This is a genomic window from Streptomyces sp. NPDC001450, from assembly GCF_053597295.1.
Map to the genome: position 1 here is coordinate 105,014 of NZ_JBSFHY010000002.1, position 15,586 is coordinate 120,599.

Consider the following 15,586-nt stretch of genomic DNA (forward strand, 5'->3'; position numbering starts at 1 on the left):
CAGGCCGTGATTGCGGGAGCAAGGGTGTGGTGGGGGATCTACGTCTACGCCAACGCGATCAGCCCCCGGGCGACGGCAGAGATCGGCGCCACGGCACGCTGCTCACCCCGGTCGCGCTGGACGGCCCCGTCGGGCGGGCGTCCGCGCTGAAGCCGGCTTTCGCCGCCTGCAACAAGATCTCGTACGCCCTGGCCGCCCAGGCCCGCGCCCTCGCCGACGGCCACGACGTGCTGGACGACCTGCTGGACCTGGCGGCCCACCTGCTGTCCGGCACCCCGCTGGCGCGGCCGGGAACGCCTGGCGGGCGCCGGGCCCGCGCCTGGCGCTGGGAGCCGGAGATGCGGGAGATCGCCCAGGCCTGGCGGGACACCGGACTGCCCGGCACCTTCGCCGAAGCCGCGGCCGAGACCCTCGACCGCCGGCACGCCCACAAGGACTACCCCACGGTGACCGTCGCCCGGCTCCTGCCGGACCTGGCCGGGGAGCCGCCCGCTCCGCACCCCTGGGTCACCCCCGTCCCGAGCTCGGAAACCGATCGGTTTACCATGTTGGAAACCGATCGGTTTCACCTGTCTGGAGACTGCCGTGACCGCACTCAAGAACTCCGTCGTCCTCGTCACCGGCGGCAGCCGGGGCATCGGAAGGGCTCTCGTCGAGGAGCTGTACGCGCGGGGAGCCGGGAAGGTGTACGCCACCGCCCGCTACCCGCGCACCATCACCCACCCCGAGGCCGTCCCGCTGCCCCTGGAGGTCACCGACCCCGCCTCGGTGGCGGCCCTGGCCGAGCAGGCGCCGGACGTGACCGTGCTGATCAACAACGCCGGCGTCTCGACCGGCGCCCGGGTGCTCACCTCGCCGCTGGAGGACGTCCGCCGCGAGTTCGAGGTCAACTACTACGGCCCGCTGCTCCTCACCCGCGCCTTCGTGCCGGTCATCGAGCGCAACGGCGGCGGCCACATCCTGAACGTCCACTCCGCCCTGTCCTGGCTCGCCGACGGCAGCAGCTACAGCTCCACCAAGGCCGCCCTGTGGTCACAGACCAACAGCCTGCGCCTGGACCTCCAGTCCCGCGGCATCCAGGTGACGGGCCTGCACATGGCGTACGTCGACACCGACATGACGGCCGGACTCGACGCCCCGAAGGCGAACGCCCACGACATCGCGGTGGCCGCCCTCGACGGCATCGAGTCCGGGGCGCACGAGGTGCTCGGCGACGACACCACCCGCTGGGTCAAGTCGGTCCTCTCGCGGGACCTCGTCTCGATGTACCAGCAGCTCGCCAAGTGAGCCCGCAGTCCGCGCCGTTGGGGCGTGACACAGCTCAGGCCCCCGGACGCGTCCGGATGTGACACCGCGTTCTTGCCCGCGCGGCCGTTCATGGCGTACCTGTGCCACCGGTCGAGGTACCGGAACGGGACGGTGGGGTGGATCCGATGGCACGCATACTGGTGATCGGCGGCGGCATCGCGGGCACGGCGGCCGCGCTGGGCCTGCACAAGGCCGGTCACGACGTGGCCCTCTTCGAGGCGCACCCCGACACCGCCGAGGACATCGGCGCCTTCCTGACCCTGGCGACGAACGGCATGCGCGCCCTGGCCCAGCTCGACGCCACGGACGCCGTCACGGCCGTCGGTTTTCCGCTGACTTCCCTGCGCCTGCTCGACGGCGCGGGCACCGAGGTGACGCACGCCCCGCTCGCAGGGGCGGACGACCCCGCCCTGTGCTACCGCTGCCTGCGCCGCGGCGAGCTGAACGCGGCCCTGCAGGCCGAAGCCGCCCGGCGCGGCATTGCCGTGCGCCACGGCGCCCGCCTGGTGTCCGTGGACGACGGCTGCGACGGCGTCGCCGCGCACTTCGCCGACGGCAGCACCGCCACCGGAGACCTGCTGATCGGCGCGGACGGCCTCAACTCGGCCGTGCGCGGCCATGTCGCCGCCCTCGCGGCGGAGCCACGGTACGCGGGCCAGCGCGTCTTCTACGGCTACACGGACGGCACTCCCGCGGCCGAGGACACCGGCGCCATCACCATGGTGCGGGGCAGCAGATCCGCCTTCGGATACGCGGTCTCGCCGACGGGGGAGACGTACTGGTTCGCGCGCGTCGCCGGCGACCCGCTGCCCGCCGGCCGTCCCGCGTACCGCGCGGTCGGTGACCGGCGCGAGGAACTGCTCGCCCTGCTGCGCGAGGGCGCCGGCCCGGCCGGCGACATCGTCGCGGCCTGCGCCGACCGCATGATGGTCGTCAACGCCGCCGAGATGCCGCTCGGCACGCCCTGGCACGTGGGCCGGGTCCTCCTCATCGGCGACGCGGCCCACGCGGCCTCGCCGGCCACCGGACAGGGTGCCTCGATGGCGCTCGAGGACGCCGTCGTCCTCGCCAAGGCCCTGCGCGACACCCCCGGTCCACGCACCGCGTTCGCCGTCTACGAGCAGCACCGCCGCCCGCGTGTCGAGCACAACATCACCGTCAGCGGCGGCATCTCCCGCGGCACCCACACCCCCGCACGCGCCGGTTCCGCAGCTCCCGGCGCCTCTCGTGCCGATGACGAGCTGATCCGCCAACTGGCCTGGGAGACACCGCTCCCGGCCGGCGTCCACGGGGAGCGCTGAGCGGCGCGCCGCCGCGAAAGTGCAAGAGGCGGAGCATGGGAGTCCATTGCCGGAGCAACCGCCGGGCCCGGATCGTTCCGGTGCAACCGGCCCTTCGGCAACAAGGAGCACCCGTGCGACTGTTGAGCAGAGCAGGCGGCGCCCTGGCCGCGGCCGCCGCCCTGGCCCTGGGCGGCGGCACACCGGCCCCGGCGTCCGCCGCGCCCCCGGCCGCCGACGCGACCTACAGCGTGAGCGTCGGGACACCGGTGCCGTTCACCCACCCCACGGACACCCCCGCCACCCCGTACACCGACAAGGACGGCACCTTCCACTACCAGCAGTCCGCCGCCCTCTACGGCGCCAAGGATCCGCGCACCTGGGACTTCTACACCGGCAAGGACTTCGACACCGCCAAGTTCGACAAGACGCTGAGCAAGGCCGTCGACCCGGCCAACTCCGCCGACCGCAACGACGACACCACCTGGCGGTGCAACAACAGCCCGACCGGCCGTGAGGCCACGTACGCCCCGAGCGGCTCCGGCTACGCCCAGAAGAACTACTGCGACCTGTCCGGGGTGTGGGTCGACCCCGACACCGGTGACTGGTACGGCCTGGTGCACAACGAGTTCACCCCGCAGCCCTTCGGCGACGGACTGCACTACGACGCCATCGACTACGCCGTCTCCACCGACCGGGGCCGCACCTGGACCATCGAGGACCACGTCCTGACCTCCCCGTACGGCACGCAGCGCGGGGACTCGACGGCCTTCCCGAACCAGACGTACTCCTACGGCGACGGCGACCAGCGCCTCTACGTGGACACCGCCTCCGGGTACTTCTACGTCTATTACGGCTCCCGGATCGTGGACAAGAAGGGAGGCTGGAAGGCCTTCTACGAACACGTGGCCCGCGCCCCGATCTCCGCGAAGATGGCCCCCGGCTCCTGGCGCAAATGGTACGACGGCTCCTGGTCCCAGCCCGGCACCGGCGGCCGGGAGAGCAACATCGTGCCCGTCGACGCCGATCACCCCACCGGCTACACCCCTGTCTCCGGCGAGTACGACCCGGCCAGCACCGGCACCGCCGCCGAGCAGATCGCGGCCGGCAAGATGCCCCCGACCTCGCCGCTGTTCGTCATGAACATCGCCTACGACGCCCACCTCGGCCTGTACATCGGGGAACCGCAGGCCGTCGACCAGAGCGGCGACTCACCGCAGTACTTCTACGCCACCGACGACCTGGCCTCCCAGAAGTGGCGCCTCATCGGCGACACCGGCGGCTACACCAACGCGTCCTGGTACCGCTGGTTCCTCGACCCCGCCAACCGGACCAGCTCCGCCGTCGTCGGCAGGACCTTCCGCTCGTACTGCTCCTTCGGCTGCTCCCACGACTCCTCCGGCGAGTACGTCGACGTCACCATCGACTCCGACCGGCCCACCGCGCCACCGGTGGACACCACCCGCCGCTACCGCATCACCGGTGGCACGGGCCGGGTCCTCGCGCAGAGTTCCGGCGGCGCCGGCACGACGTCCGTCGCGTCCCCCACCGGCTCCGCCCGGGAGTCGTGGACCTTCACCGCCACCGGCGACGGCGCCTTCACCCTCGCCAACGCCGCCAGTGGCCGTCTGCTGGGCGTCGACTCCGCCACCACCGCAGGCCGTGCCTGGGGCGCCCGGCCGACCGTCACCGCGGCACCGGCCGGCGGGCCGACCGTCGGCCAGCAGTGGTTCCTGATCCGCTGCGCCTGCGACGACGGCGGCTACCGTCTCGTCAACCGCTACAGCGGCCTCGTCCTCGCCCTGTCCGGCACCTCCGGCCGACGCGCCGAGACCACTCCGGCACGCAACTGGACTGACACGAGCGGGAGTTCCGTCGGCGGCGGCCGCACCGCCGCCGAACAGAACCTGGCCCTCACCCCGACCGGCCCGGCCCGCACGCGGTGATCGACTCCGGGCCCGCCGACCCGGCGGGCCCGGGACCTGTCCTGCCCGCATGCTGATCGACAACGGGGAGTCCGACGCCCACCTGGCCCTGGCGGCCGCCCAGGCGGGCGCGGACGTGGTACGCGACATGTACGGGCAATCCCTCGCCCGCTTCGAGAAGTCCGCCGGCGACTTCGCGACGGCGGCGGACCTCGCGGCGGAGAAGGCCATTCTGGAGGTGCTGCGCGCCGCGCGGCCCGACGACGCCGTGACGGGGGAGGAGAGCGGCAGCACCGGCGCCGACGCGGCGCGGCGCCGCTGGCTCGTCGACCCCCTGTGCGGCACCCTCAACCACGCGGTGCGGAACATGCTGGTGGGGGTGAACGTGGCCCTGCGGGCGGGCGACGAGATCACGGCGGCCGCGACGGCCGACCCGTTCAACGGCGAGGTGTTCTGGACCGACGGGCAGCGGGCCTGGGTCCGAAGCCACGGCAGGGACGAGGAGTTGGCGCCCAGGCCCGACTCGCAACTGGTGGACGTCAATCTCGACCCGCCGTTCCCCAACGCCCCCGGGTTCCGGGCGGTCCGCCTCCTGGCCGACCCCGGGTTCGTGCGGCGGTTCCGGCCCCGGGTGGTCTCCACGACCCTCGCGGTCGCCTGGGTGGCCGCCGGCCGCCGGGCCGCGTACGTCACCGACGGCGACCTGCGCGACAGCGTGCACTTCTCTGCCGGCATCGCCCTGTGCCGGGCCGCCGGCTGCACGGTCACCGGCATCCACGGCCAGCCCCTGCACACCGGCGCGGGCGGGCTGATCGTGGCCGCCGACCCGGAGACGCACGCCGCACTGCTGGAGATGGCCGGGAACCAGACACGGCAGCAGGTGTAGCGCGATCCGGCACGCCTTCGGAGGTTTTGACTTCCGAAGGCTTGTCGCCCAGTTGGCTCACCACTTAAATCAAAACATGAACTAAGCCATGGGGTCAGCTTCTTGACCTCCGCAGCCGCATGGAGCCGCCACATGAGAGTGAGATCCCTGGGCATCGCGCTCGCCGCCACGGCAGCGCTGATCGCCCTGCCCACCACCCATCCACCGGCCGCCGCGGCCGACACCCCGCTGTCACAGGGGAAGACGGCCACAGCGTCCTCCGAGGAGAACTACGGCACCGCCGCGGCCCAGGCCCTCGACGGCGACTCCGGTACCCGCTGGTCCTCGGCCGCAGCCGACGACCAGTGGTTCCAGGTCGACCTGGGCGCCACCGCCTCGGTCACCCAGGTGGTCCTGAACTGGGAGACCGCCTACGGCAAGGACTACAAGGTCCAGATATCCACGGACGGGACCAGTTGGACCGACCTGAAGTCCGTCACCGGCTCCGACGGAGGAGTCGACACCCTCGACGTGTCCGGGCAGGGCCGCTACGTCCGCATGCTGGGTGTGCACCGCGCGACCCAATGGGGCTACTCCCTCTGGGAGTTCCAGGTGTTCGGCTCGACGAGCGGCACCCAGCCCGCCTGCGGCACCGCGAACGCCGCACAGGGCAGGCCGGCCACCGCCTCCTCCACCGAGAACGCCGGCACCCCCGCCTCCGCCGCCTTCGACGGCGACACCGGAACCCGCTGGTCCAGCCAGGCCTCGGACCCGCAGTGGCTCCAGGTGGACCTCGGCTCGGTCAAGGACCTGTGCAAGGTCGAGCTGAACTGGGAGACGGCGTACGGCAAGGACTTCCAGATCCAGGCCTCCGCCGACGGCCAGAGCTGGAGCACCCTCAAGAGCGTCACCGGCGCGAGCGGTGGCACCGCCTCCTACGACGTCAGCGGCTCCGGCCGCTACCTCCGGATCAACGGCACCGCACGCGGCACCGGCTACGGCTACTCGCTGTGGGAGGTCGCCGTACACACCGGCTCCACCGGCACCCCGCCGGTCCAGGGCGGCGGCGACCTCGGTCCGAACGTGATCGTCGTCGACCCCTCGACCCCCGATCTCCAGAAGAAGTTCGACGACGTCTTCGCCCAGCAGGAGTCCAGCCAGTTCGGCACCGGGCGCTACCAGTTCCTGCTCAAGCCCGGCACCTACGACGGCATCAACGCCCAGATCGGCTTCTACACCTCCATCTCCGGTCTCGGCCTGAACCCCGACGACACCCGGATCAACGGCGACGTCACGGTGGACGCGGGCTGGTTCAACGGCAACGCCACCCAGAACTTCTGGCGTTCGGCGGAGAACCTCGCCATCAAGCCGTCCAACGGCACGGACCGCTGGGCGGTCGCCCAGGCGGCGCCCTTCCGCCGTATCCACGTCCAGGGCGGCCTCAACCTTGCCCCGAACGGTTACGGCTGGGCCTCCGGCGGCTACATCGCCGACTCGAAGATCGACGGCACGGTCGGGCCGTACTCCCAGCAGCAGTGGTACACCCGCGACAGCTCGGTCGGCGGCTGGACCAACGGGGTCTGGAACATGACCTTCTCCGGCGTCCAGGGCGCACCGGCGACCAACTTCGACAGCGGTCCGTACACCACCCTGGACACGACACCCGTCTCGCGGGAGAAGCCGTTCCTCTATCTCGACGGCTCCACCTACAAAGTCTTCGTCCCGGCCAAGCGCACCAACGTCCGCGGAGTCTCCTGGCCGGCCGATGCGGGCACGTCCCTCCCGCTCGACCAGTTCTACGTCGTCAAGCCGGGCGCCACCGCCGCCACCATCAACCAGGCCCTCGCCCAGGGCCTCAACCTCCTCTTCACACCCGGCGTCTACCACCTCGACCAGACCATCGACATCACCCGCGCCAACACCGTCGTCCTCGGCCTCGGCCTCGCCACCCTCGTCCCGGACGGCGGCATCGACGCGATGCACGTGGCCGACGTCGACGGAGTCAAGCTGGCCGGATTCCTGATCGACGCGGGCCCCGTCAACTCCGACACGCTCCTGCGGATCGGCACCCCCGGCTCCACCGCCGACCACTCCGCCAACCCCACCACCATGCAGGACGTGTTCGTCCGCATCGGCGGCGCCGGACCCGGCCTCGCCACCGACTCCGTGGTGGTCAACAGCAACGACGTCGTCATCGACCACACCTGGATCTGGCGCGCCGACCACGGCAGCGGCGTCGGCTGGGACTCCAACCGCGCCGACTACGGCCTGCGCGTCAACGGCGACGACGTCCTCGCCACGGGCCTGTTCGTCGAACACTTCAACAAGTACGACGTGTACTGGAACGGAGAACGCGGCCGGACGATCTTCTTCCAGAACGAGAAGGCGTACGACGCCCCGAACGCCGCCGCCATCACCCACGACGGCATCGTCGGCTACGCGGCCTACAAGGTCGCGGACTCCGTCACCACGCACGAGGCATGGGGGCTGGGCAGCTACTGCAACTACACGGCCGATCCCTCGATCGTCCAGGCCCACGGCTTCCAGGTCCCGACCACGGCAGGCATCAGGATGCACGACCTGCTGGTGATCTCCCTCGGTGGCAAGGGCCAGTACGCCCACGTCGTCAACACCACGGGAGCCCCCACCTCGGGAACGGACACCGTCCCCTCCAAGGTCACCCGGTTCCCGTAGTCCCGAACGGCGTACCAGAGCGGGCGGCCGCCGTCCCTTGCCGCTGAGATGGAAGGGTCCCTACGTCAACCAGTGAGGCAACTCATGCGTATGCGCAGCTTTGCTACCACAGCAGTTCTCGCAGGTGCCCTTGCCCTGGCCGGCACGACGGCCGCCTATGCGGCCGATCCGAACCCGGTCGGCGTCGCCACCGACAGCCCTGGCGTCCTCTCCGGCAACGTCATCCAGATCCCGGTCGACCTCGACGCCAACCTGTGTGGCGACACCATCGACATCATCGGGCTGCTGAACCCGGCCCTCGCCAACACCTGCACCAACGGCTGAAACGGTCCCGTGCGCCGGTCCCTGCCGAGGGGGGGGCCGGCGCACGGCTGTCCGGACCGGCTCAGTCACGCGCCGCCGGAGCCTCACGCCTGGAGGGCGGGGCGTCCTCCTGTTGAGCGGGCGTGCCGGTGCGTCGGCGGCGCAGCAGCAGGCGTCTCGCCGGGCGTTCCACCGCCTCGTACAGGAGCCAGGACAGCCCGAGGGAGAGGGCGAAGGCGGCGGTGGTGACCGCCAGGCCGGCCAGGACCCCGAAGTGCGGCTTCGTGCCGAGCAGGTTGGTGCCCGCGCGCAGGACCAGCAGGTGGATCATGTAGAAGGCGAACGACAGTTCCCCCAGCCGCACCATCCGACGGTGCCGCCACAGCGAGGGCAGCCCGTGCGCATCCGCGACCGCCGCGGCCGGGATGAGCAGGGTGAACCCGGCGATGGTGCAGACGGTGGCGGAGTAGCCGGGTGTGACCTGCGGGACCAGGAAGTAACCGATGATCGCCAGGGCCAGCGAGGCCTCGAGGCCGGGCCCGCGCCAGCGGCCGAGCAGCACCAGCCTGGCCGTGACGGCGCCCAGGACGAACTCCGGCAGGCGGGCGGCCGGCAGGGAGTAGATCGACTCGTCCATCCAGTGGTGTGCGTCCGCCCGGGCCAGGACCAGTACCGCCACCACCGAGAGTCCGCCGAGCACCGTCGCGCCTCGTGCGCCCAGCCGGCGCAGCAGCAGGATCAGCAGCGGGAAGGCCGCGTAGAAGAACGCCTCGCAGGCCAGCGACCAGCTGACCGGGTTCAGCGTCTGCCACCAGGGGCGCCACCAGGAGTGCAGCAGGAAGACGTTGGCCAGCGCCTGCTTGGGCGTCGGCTTCGGCTGATGGGCCAGCGTGTACGTCATCACGAACGCGACGGCCAGGGTGACCAGGTGCACCGGGTAGATCCGCGCGATGCGCCGCCGCCAGAAGGCGAGCGCACGGTCACGCGGCCGCGCGGACCACGTCAGCACGAAACCGGACAGCACGAAGAAGAACGACACGCCCGTGGCGCCGGCCCCGAACGCCCAGGTCACGATGCGACCGGGGTGGCCTCCGAAGTAGCCGAAGTTGTTCACGTGCAGTCCGAACACCAGCAGCGCCGCGACCCAGCGCAGCCCGGTGAGGGACGGCAGGGAGGACATGGCGGCGGGCGGGGAGGATCTCGGCGAGGCCGTGGATGCGTCGGTTCGTACGGACGGCGTCCGGGGCGCCCGGGTCGTCGCCGTGCTCATCCAATCACCTGCCGCAGGAGGTTCGCGTGGGGCATGAAGGGGAGCGTTGCCCGTTCGCCCCCTCTCCATCACATCGCGTTGCAAACATCACACTGCTGCCGAACGACGGTACCCGCGGTATGCCACGGACGGCCGGACCTGGTGCACCCTTAAGAGTGAACGGTCAAGGCATCTCCCGTCGATCGCTGCGGGATGGTGCGGGCTCACGGTGAACTCCTCGCCTTGCGAGGTGAGTTCCGGCCGGTGCCGTGCGACTGCTGGTCCTCGGCGTCCTCGGCCAGTCGTTCGATCCGCGCGGCCGCTGCCCGGGCGCGGCGCCCGGCCTCGCGTACATCCCGGTCGGCCCTGCGCGCCCACTCACGGGCGCTCTGCTCGTCGGCGCGGGCCCGCTCCTGCTCCTCCTGGACGCGCCGCGCCTTCTCCCGGAGCTCCCGCAGCCGCTCCTCCGCCTCGGCCGACCGCCGGGCAGCCTCCACCGCCTCCGTTTCGGCGGCCGCCGCCTCCGCCTGCAGGGCACGCAGCTCTCGCTCGGCGTCCCGGGCCTGCGCGCGGGCCTCGGCGAGCTGCCGGCGGCGCTCCTCGCCGCCGCCGCGTCGCATGGCCTTCGGCTTCGGCTTCGGCGCGGGCGCGGGGCGGCGCCCGACGGCAGCCGCGTCGGCGTCCGGGAACCCGGTCGCCGCGCCGAGCGGCTTCACCAGCCGGCCCGCCGCCCACTCCCGGGCGGCCTCCGGGTCGGCGAGGACGGCGTGCAGGGTCTCCTCGACCTCGCGCTGAACGCCCTCACCGACCGGATGACCCGCCTCGGCGGCCAGCCGCCGCGCCTGGCGCCCGAGCGCACCGATCACCTCACGCTGTCTGCGGGCGAGCAGGCGCAGCTGCGGACCGTCCAGTTCGCGATGTGCCCGGCGCAGCTCCGCACCGAGCCCGAGCAGCGGCTGGACCTCGTCGGGCAGTCTGCGGACCAGGAGATTGCAGGCCCACGCGGCCAGGCTCGGGCGCCGCAACGCGGCGATCTCCTCGGCGAGGTCCCGCTCGCCGGACGTACGGGCCTGCGCGGCATACCGGTCGCGGGCGGCGACGAACTCCTCCGGCCGCAGCCCGTACAGCTCATCGGCGACCGCGTCGAGATCCATCGGAGTCCCTCTCGAGCACCCCCGCTACGGAGTCCGAGTCTCCCACCCGATGGGCTTTATGCGCGGTATGTGTCGTCCGTAAGGTCGGCGAGGCGGGCCTCGAAGCCGTCGAGGATGCATCGGAGGCCGAACGCGAAGGTGTCCTCGGGTGCCGCCGAGTAGTCGGTGGCAGCCTGTGTGCCGAGGCGCTCACGCAGTCGTGGGAAGCCCATCGCGATCTCGCCGGCCTGGGCCATGGCGGCCGCCAGCTGCTCCTCGGCGTCCCCGCCGCCCCTGTTCAGGCGGCGGGTGAGGGAGACCTGTGCGGCGGAGCCCAAGGCGCTGCCGAGGACGAAGACGAACACCGTGGCGGCCGCCCGATCGGCGTCGGCGGCGGTGAAACCGGCCTTCTCGTAGAGGGCGAGGGCGTGGTCGTCGTAGCGCGACTTGTGAGGGCCGTACAGGAGATGGCTGCCGAACGCCTGACCGAGCCACGGGTGCCGCAGGAGCATCGCGTGCATGCCGGCCGCCGTGGCGACGGCGGCCGACCGCCAGTCGGTGGTGTCGAGCTCGGGCAGCTCGACCTCGTCCCAGATCGCGTCCCCGGCGAGCCTGACCAGGTCGTCCTTGGTCTTGATGTGCCAGTAGATCGCGGTAGCGGCCGAGTCGAGTCGCTGCCCCAGGCTGCGCATGTTGAGCCCGTCCAGTCCGCCCTCGTCCAGCAACTCGATGGCGGCACGGACGATCTGGTCTGCGGTCAGGGTGTCTCGCGGCATGGTCGCAAGTGTAGGTGAACTTAGTTCAAGTCACCTACTTGCACTTAGTTCGGGAAGCCGTCTAGGCTCCATTGCACTAAGTTCAAGTCAAGGTCACGGGGAGAAGATGACGATGTCGCAGGATGCGCTGTCGGAGTTCGTAGCGGCGACGGCCGAGGAGTTCGGCATTCCCGGTGTGTCCGTCGGGGTGCTGATGGACGGTCAGGAGGTGTACGTCTCCCACGGCGTGACCAGCCTCGGTCAGCCGCTGCCCGTCGACGAGAGGACACTGTTCCCGGTCGCGTCCGTCACCAAGACCGTCACCGCCACCGCGCTCATGCGCCTGGCGGAGCAGGGCAAGGTGGAGCTGACCGCGCCGGTGCGCCGGTACGTTCCCGAGCTGAAGCTCGTCGACGAGTCGGCCGCGGAAAAGATCACCGTGCTGAACCTGCTCAACCACACCGCGGGGCTCGACTGGAACCTGATCGACGCCGACGGGGACGACACCTCGCTGGCGGCGTTCGTGGCCAAGATGGCCGAGCTGGAGATGATCGCGCCGCCCGGCACCCGGGCCTCGTACAGCCAGGCCGGGTACAACCTGGCCGGGCGGGTGATCGAGAAGGTCACGGGCCAGGACTTCGAGCAGGCCGTGGCCGCGCTGGTCCTGGAGCCGCTGGGGCTGTCGAACACGTTCTTCGACCTGGACGACGTCATGATCCGGCCGTTCGCCGTGGGGTACAACCGCGACGAGGACGGGGCCCTGCGGACCGCGCGGCCGTGGAAGGCGTTCAAGGCGGGTGCGCGCGGCAACAACCCGGGCGGCGGCATGGTGTCCTGCGCCGCCGACCTGCTGCGCTGGGCCCGTTTCCACCTCGGTGCCGGAGACGGTGTGGTGTCCGCCGAGGCGCTGCGAGCCATGCGGACGCAGACGGTCGAACTGCGCGGCAGCACGCTCGGGGACGGCTTCGGCATCTGCTGGTTCCTGCGCGGGGTGGACGGCGTCCGCACGATCGGCCACGGCGGCTCGGGCAACGGCCAGTTCGCCGAGCTGCTCCTCGTGCCCGAACGGAACTTCGCCGTCGTCTCCCTGGCCAACTCGGGTCCGGACGGCTACCAGTTCAACCAGGCCGTCGCACGCTGGGCCCTCGAGCACCACCTCGGCGTGGTGGAGCGGGATCCGGAGCCGGTGCCGTACGACGCGGCACAGGCCCGGGCGGTCGCCGGCCGGTACGAGATCGACGCCATGAACCTGGACATCGCCACCGACGGGTCCGGGATCACGCTCGCGGTCGGGATCAAGCCGGAGATCCGTGCGGCCTCGCAGACCGAGATGCCACCGGACTACCCGCCGGCCGCCATGGGCTTCCTGCCGGGCGACGGGCACGAATACATCATCACCGAAGGCGGCCTGAAGGGGCAGCGCGGTTTCTTCACCCTGGACGGCGACGGCGCGGTCATCGGTGTCGACCTGGCCGGCCGGCTCTTCAGCCGGGCCAAGGGTGCGTGATCATGAAACAGAGCGCGCATGTCCGGCAGGCCGAACCCGAGGACTACGACCGCATCATCGCGGTGGTGGACGAGTGGTGGGAGCGACCCATCCGCTCGGTTCTGCCCCGGCTGTTCCTGGACCACTTCCATCGCACGAGCCTGGTCGCCGAGGACGGCGACGGCCTGGCCGGGTTCCTGGTCGGGCTGATGTCCCCGTCGGTGCCCGATGCCGCGTACATCCACTTCGTCGGAGTGGCGCCACGGGCCCGCGGTGACGGGTTGGCCCGTGGCCTGTACGAGCGGTTCTTCGACATGGCCGCGGCCGGGCACCGTACCGAGGTGAGGGCGATCACCTCTCCGCAGAACGAGCGCTCCATCGCTTTCCACACCGCGATGGGCTTCACGGTGACCGGCCCCGTCCGCGACCACGACGGCCCGGGCGTCGACCGCATGGTCTTCCGGTTGCGGCTCCCGCACCTCAGCCCCGGTGGCCGCCGCACTTGACCACGTCCTCCGCCGACAGCCGGGCCCTCGCCGGCGCATGGTCGACCGACTCACGGCCGACGATCGCCGCGGAGATCTCCGCGGACCCCGGTGGCCGAGGCCCGAGTGCTCCGGGATGCCGACGTACCACACGCCGACCTACGGCTGCTCGCGCATCCCGGAGTGCCTGAGGTTCAGGGCCTTGAGTGCGTCCGGCCATCCCGCAACGCCCGGCGCGACTTTCGCCGACCGGTCCGCTCCCTTCGGCCCCTCGTCGTAGACCATCGGGGGACGGCGCCGGCGGGTGCGCGCCCGACAGGGTGGGCGTATGGAGAAGAACCAAGGGATCAACCGCGCACAGTTCCTCGCCGGGATGGCGTCCGCCGGGCTCGCCGCGACGGCGCTCACCGCGAGCACGGCCCACGCGGGGGAGAGGCGGCAGGGACTGCGCCACCGGGGTGTCGTCTACACCGTCGGCGAGGGCGAGTCACCGGCCACCGGCTTTCGGACGGCCCGGATGCGCAAGGACATCCGCGCCATCCGCGACGAGCTGCACGCGGACACCGTGGACGTCACCGGCGACGGCGTGGAGCGGCTCACGGCCACCGCCGCGGAGGCCGCCGAGCGGGGCATGCACATCTGGCTGCAGCCGACCCTCGGCGACGTCCCCGAACGGGACATCCTGGACCACCTCGCCGAGACAGGCCGGTTCGCGGAGCGGCTGCGCCGGCAGGGCGCGAGCGTCGACCTCAGCGTGGGCTGCGAGTTCTGGCTGTTCGTACCCGGCATCGTTCCCGGCGACACCGTCTTCGAACGCATCCAGAACCTGCTGGACGGCAAGGTCGACCCCGTCAGGATGCAACGCCTGCTGGACCGCTTCACGGCCAAGGCGGCCGCGGTCGGCCGCTCCGTCTTCCACGGCCGGCTCAGCTACGCGGCCGCCCAGGAGGACACGGTCGACTGGCGGCTCTTCGACATCATCGGCATCGACTACTACTCGTACTTCCCGCGCCGCGCCGACTACGTACGGGAGCTGCGCAGCTACCTGCGCTGGGGCAAACCGCTGGCGATCACCGAGTTCGGCACCTGCGCCTACGTCGGCGCGCCCGAGACCCGGGGCATGGGCTGGAACATCGTCGACCGGGACAAGCACCCCGAGGAGATCAAGGGCGATCTGGTCCGCTGCGAGCGCACCCAGGCCGACTACCTCATGCGGCTCCTCGACGTCTTCTCCTCGATGGACCTGTACGCGGCGATGGCCTTCGAGTTCGTGGCCCTCGACGCCCCGCACCGCCCCGGCGATCCCCGGCACGACCTCGACCTGGCGAGCTACGCCATCACCAAGACGCTCGAGGACCGCCCGTTCGACCCTGCCTCCCCTCGGCACCGGGAACCCAAGCAGGCCTTCCACGCCCTGGCCCGCCGGTACGCGAGCGAGGCGTCCTGGGGCTGACGCACAGGACCCGGAACCGCGCGCTCACACGTTCGGGGGACCCCTCGGCTCGGCGCGCGGTGGTCCCGGACTCGCGGCCGGATGATGCGTCCGTGCCCACCGGTCGGAATCCGGCCGACGACATGTGGCCAGAATTGCATCGTTCGTTTTCTTGAATCTCTCGTGTTTATGAGGGTAGGTTCGGGGTCATGACCGCATCCCAGACTCCGACCACCGCCGAGGAGCTGCGCGGTGCCGGCCTGCGGGTGACGGCCGCCCGGGTCGCACTGCTCGAGACCGTCCGCCACGGCGATCACCTCGATGTAGAGGCGATCACGTCCGGCGTACGCGACCGTGTGGGCCACATCTCCGTCCAGGCCGTGTACGAGGCGCTCCACGCGCTCACCGCGGCCGGACTCGTACGCCGCATCGAACCGCCCGGCAGCCCGGCCCGGTTCGAGGGACGCGTCGGGGACAACCACCACCACCTCGTGTGCCGGTCGTGCGGCGTCGTCGCCGACGTCGACTGCGCGGTCGGCCACGCCCCCTGTCTGACCGCGGCCGACGACCGCGGCTTTTCGATCGACGAGGCCGAGGTCATCTACTGGGGCCTGTGCCCCGACTGTTCCAGCGCCGCTACCGCAGCACCGTGAACCCCTCAGTTCGGAAGG

14 protein-coding genes and 1 pseudogene are annotated in these 15,586 nt (G+C 71.4%); 11 read left to right on the forward strand and 4 right to left on the reverse strand.

All coding sequences use genetic code 11. The features are described 5' to 3' along the window. Nucleotides 1-44: 44 nt before the first annotated feature. Nucleotides 45-260 carry a hypothetical protein gene (locus ACWC5O_RS02330; RefSeq protein ID WP_450582000.1) on the reverse strand — a complete coding sequence of 72 codons (216 nt, stop codon included), beginning with the start codon at nucleotides 258-260 and terminating at the stop codon, nucleotides 45-47. Here ACWC5O_RS02330 and ACWC5O_RS02335 point away from each other — a divergent pair. The 7 genes and pseudogenes from ACWC5O_RS02335 to ACWC5O_RS02365 all read left to right on the forward strand — a co-directional run. Beyond that, nucleotides 228-356, forward strand: a pseudogene (locus ACWC5O_RS02335) (hypothetical protein); the annotation flags it as partial. The gene ACWC5O_RS02330 and the pseudogene ACWC5O_RS02335 overlap by 33 nt on opposite strands. Nucleotides 357-585: 229 nt before the next feature. After that, nucleotides 586-1,287 carry an SDR family oxidoreductase gene (locus ACWC5O_RS02340; protein ID WP_450581999.1) on the forward strand — a complete coding sequence of 234 codons (702 nt, stop codon included), beginning with the start codon at nucleotides 586-588 and terminating at the stop codon, nucleotides 1,285-1,287. A gap of 146 nt (nucleotides 1,288-1,433) precedes the next feature. Continuing rightward, complete coding sequence (locus tag ACWC5O_RS02345; protein WP_450581997.1) at nucleotides 1,434-2,609, forward strand: FAD-dependent oxidoreductase; 1,176 nt, start codon at nucleotides 1,434-1,436, stop codon at nucleotides 2,607-2,609. Nucleotides 2,610-2,722: 113 nt separating this feature from the next. After that, nucleotides 2,723-4,534, forward strand: a complete 1,812-nt coding sequence (locus ACWC5O_RS02350; RefSeq protein ID WP_450581995.1) for an RICIN domain-containing protein — start codon at nucleotides 2,723-2,725, stop codon at nucleotides 4,532-4,534. 49 nt (nucleotides 4,535-4,583) lie between these two features. Then, nucleotides 4,584-5,399: an inositol monophosphatase family protein gene (locus ACWC5O_RS02355; RefSeq protein WP_450581994.1), complete on the forward strand. Its 816-nt coding sequence runs from the start codon at nucleotides 4,584-4,586 to the stop codon at nucleotides 5,397-5,399. A 132-nt stretch (nucleotides 5,400-5,531) separates the two neighbouring features. Continuing rightward, nucleotides 5,532-8,072, forward strand: coding sequence for a discoidin domain-containing protein (locus ACWC5O_RS02360; RefSeq protein WP_450581993.1), 2,541 nt, complete (start codon nucleotides 5,532-5,534; stop codon nucleotides 8,070-8,072). Between the two features lie 90 nt (nucleotides 8,073-8,162). Further along, nucleotides 8,163-8,396 carry a chaplin gene (locus tag ACWC5O_RS02365; protein WP_393478241.1) on the forward strand — a complete coding sequence of 78 codons (234 nt, stop codon included), beginning with the start codon at nucleotides 8,163-8,165 and terminating at the stop codon, nucleotides 8,394-8,396. A gap of 61 nt (nucleotides 8,397-8,457) precedes the next feature. Here the strand turns inward: ACWC5O_RS02365 and ACWC5O_RS02370 are convergent, their stop codons facing one another. The 3 genes from ACWC5O_RS02370 to ACWC5O_RS02380 all read right to left on the reverse strand — a co-directional run bounded on the left by ACWC5O_RS02370 (nucleotide 8,458) and on the right by ACWC5O_RS02380 (nucleotide 11,533). Beyond that, the gene (locus ACWC5O_RS02370; protein WP_450581991.1) at nucleotides 8,458-9,645 is read right to left on the reverse strand and encodes an acyltransferase family protein; all 1,188 of its coding nucleotides are present in this window, start codon (nucleotides 9,643-9,645) and stop codon (nucleotides 8,458-8,460) included. A 203-nt stretch (nucleotides 9,646-9,848) separates the two neighbouring features. After that, nucleotides 9,849-10,778 carry a hypothetical protein gene (locus tag ACWC5O_RS02375; protein WP_450581989.1) on the reverse strand — a complete coding sequence of 310 codons (930 nt, stop codon included), beginning with the start codon at nucleotides 10,776-10,778 and terminating at the stop codon, nucleotides 9,849-9,851. A 56-nt stretch (nucleotides 10,779-10,834) separates the two neighbouring features. Further along, the gene (locus ACWC5O_RS02380; protein WP_450581987.1) at nucleotides 10,835-11,533 is read right to left on the reverse strand and encodes a TetR/AcrR family transcriptional regulator C-terminal domain-containing protein; all 699 of its coding nucleotides are present in this window, start codon (nucleotides 11,531-11,533) and stop codon (nucleotides 10,835-10,837) included. Nucleotides 11,534-11,645: 112 nt separating this feature from the next. Between ACWC5O_RS02380 and ACWC5O_RS02385 the strand changes: the two genes are divergently transcribed. The 4 genes from ACWC5O_RS02385 to ACWC5O_RS02400 all read left to right on the forward strand — a co-directional run bounded on the left by ACWC5O_RS02385 (nucleotide 11,646) and on the right by ACWC5O_RS02400 (nucleotide 15,568). Further along, nucleotides 11,646-13,019: a serine hydrolase domain-containing protein gene (locus ACWC5O_RS02385; protein WP_450780895.1), complete on the forward strand. Its 1,374-nt coding sequence runs from the start codon at nucleotides 11,646-11,648 to the stop codon at nucleotides 13,017-13,019. 2 nt (nucleotides 13,020-13,021) lie between these two features. Then, nucleotides 13,022-13,504, forward strand: coding sequence for a GNAT family N-acetyltransferase (locus ACWC5O_RS02390; protein WP_393478252.1), 483 nt, complete (start codon nucleotides 13,022-13,024; stop codon nucleotides 13,502-13,504). Nucleotides 13,505-13,811: 307 nt separating this feature from the next. Further along, nucleotides 13,812-14,936, forward strand: a complete 1,125-nt coding sequence (locus tag ACWC5O_RS02395; protein ID WP_450581985.1) for an abortive phage infection protein — start codon at nucleotides 13,812-13,814, stop codon at nucleotides 14,934-14,936. A gap of 188 nt (nucleotides 14,937-15,124) precedes the next feature. Further along, entirely contained in the window at nucleotides 15,125-15,568 is a 444-nt protein-coding gene (locus ACWC5O_RS02400) for a Fur family transcriptional regulator (RefSeq protein WP_145882408.1), read from the forward strand. Nucleotides 15,569-15,586 lie beyond the last annotated feature (18 nt).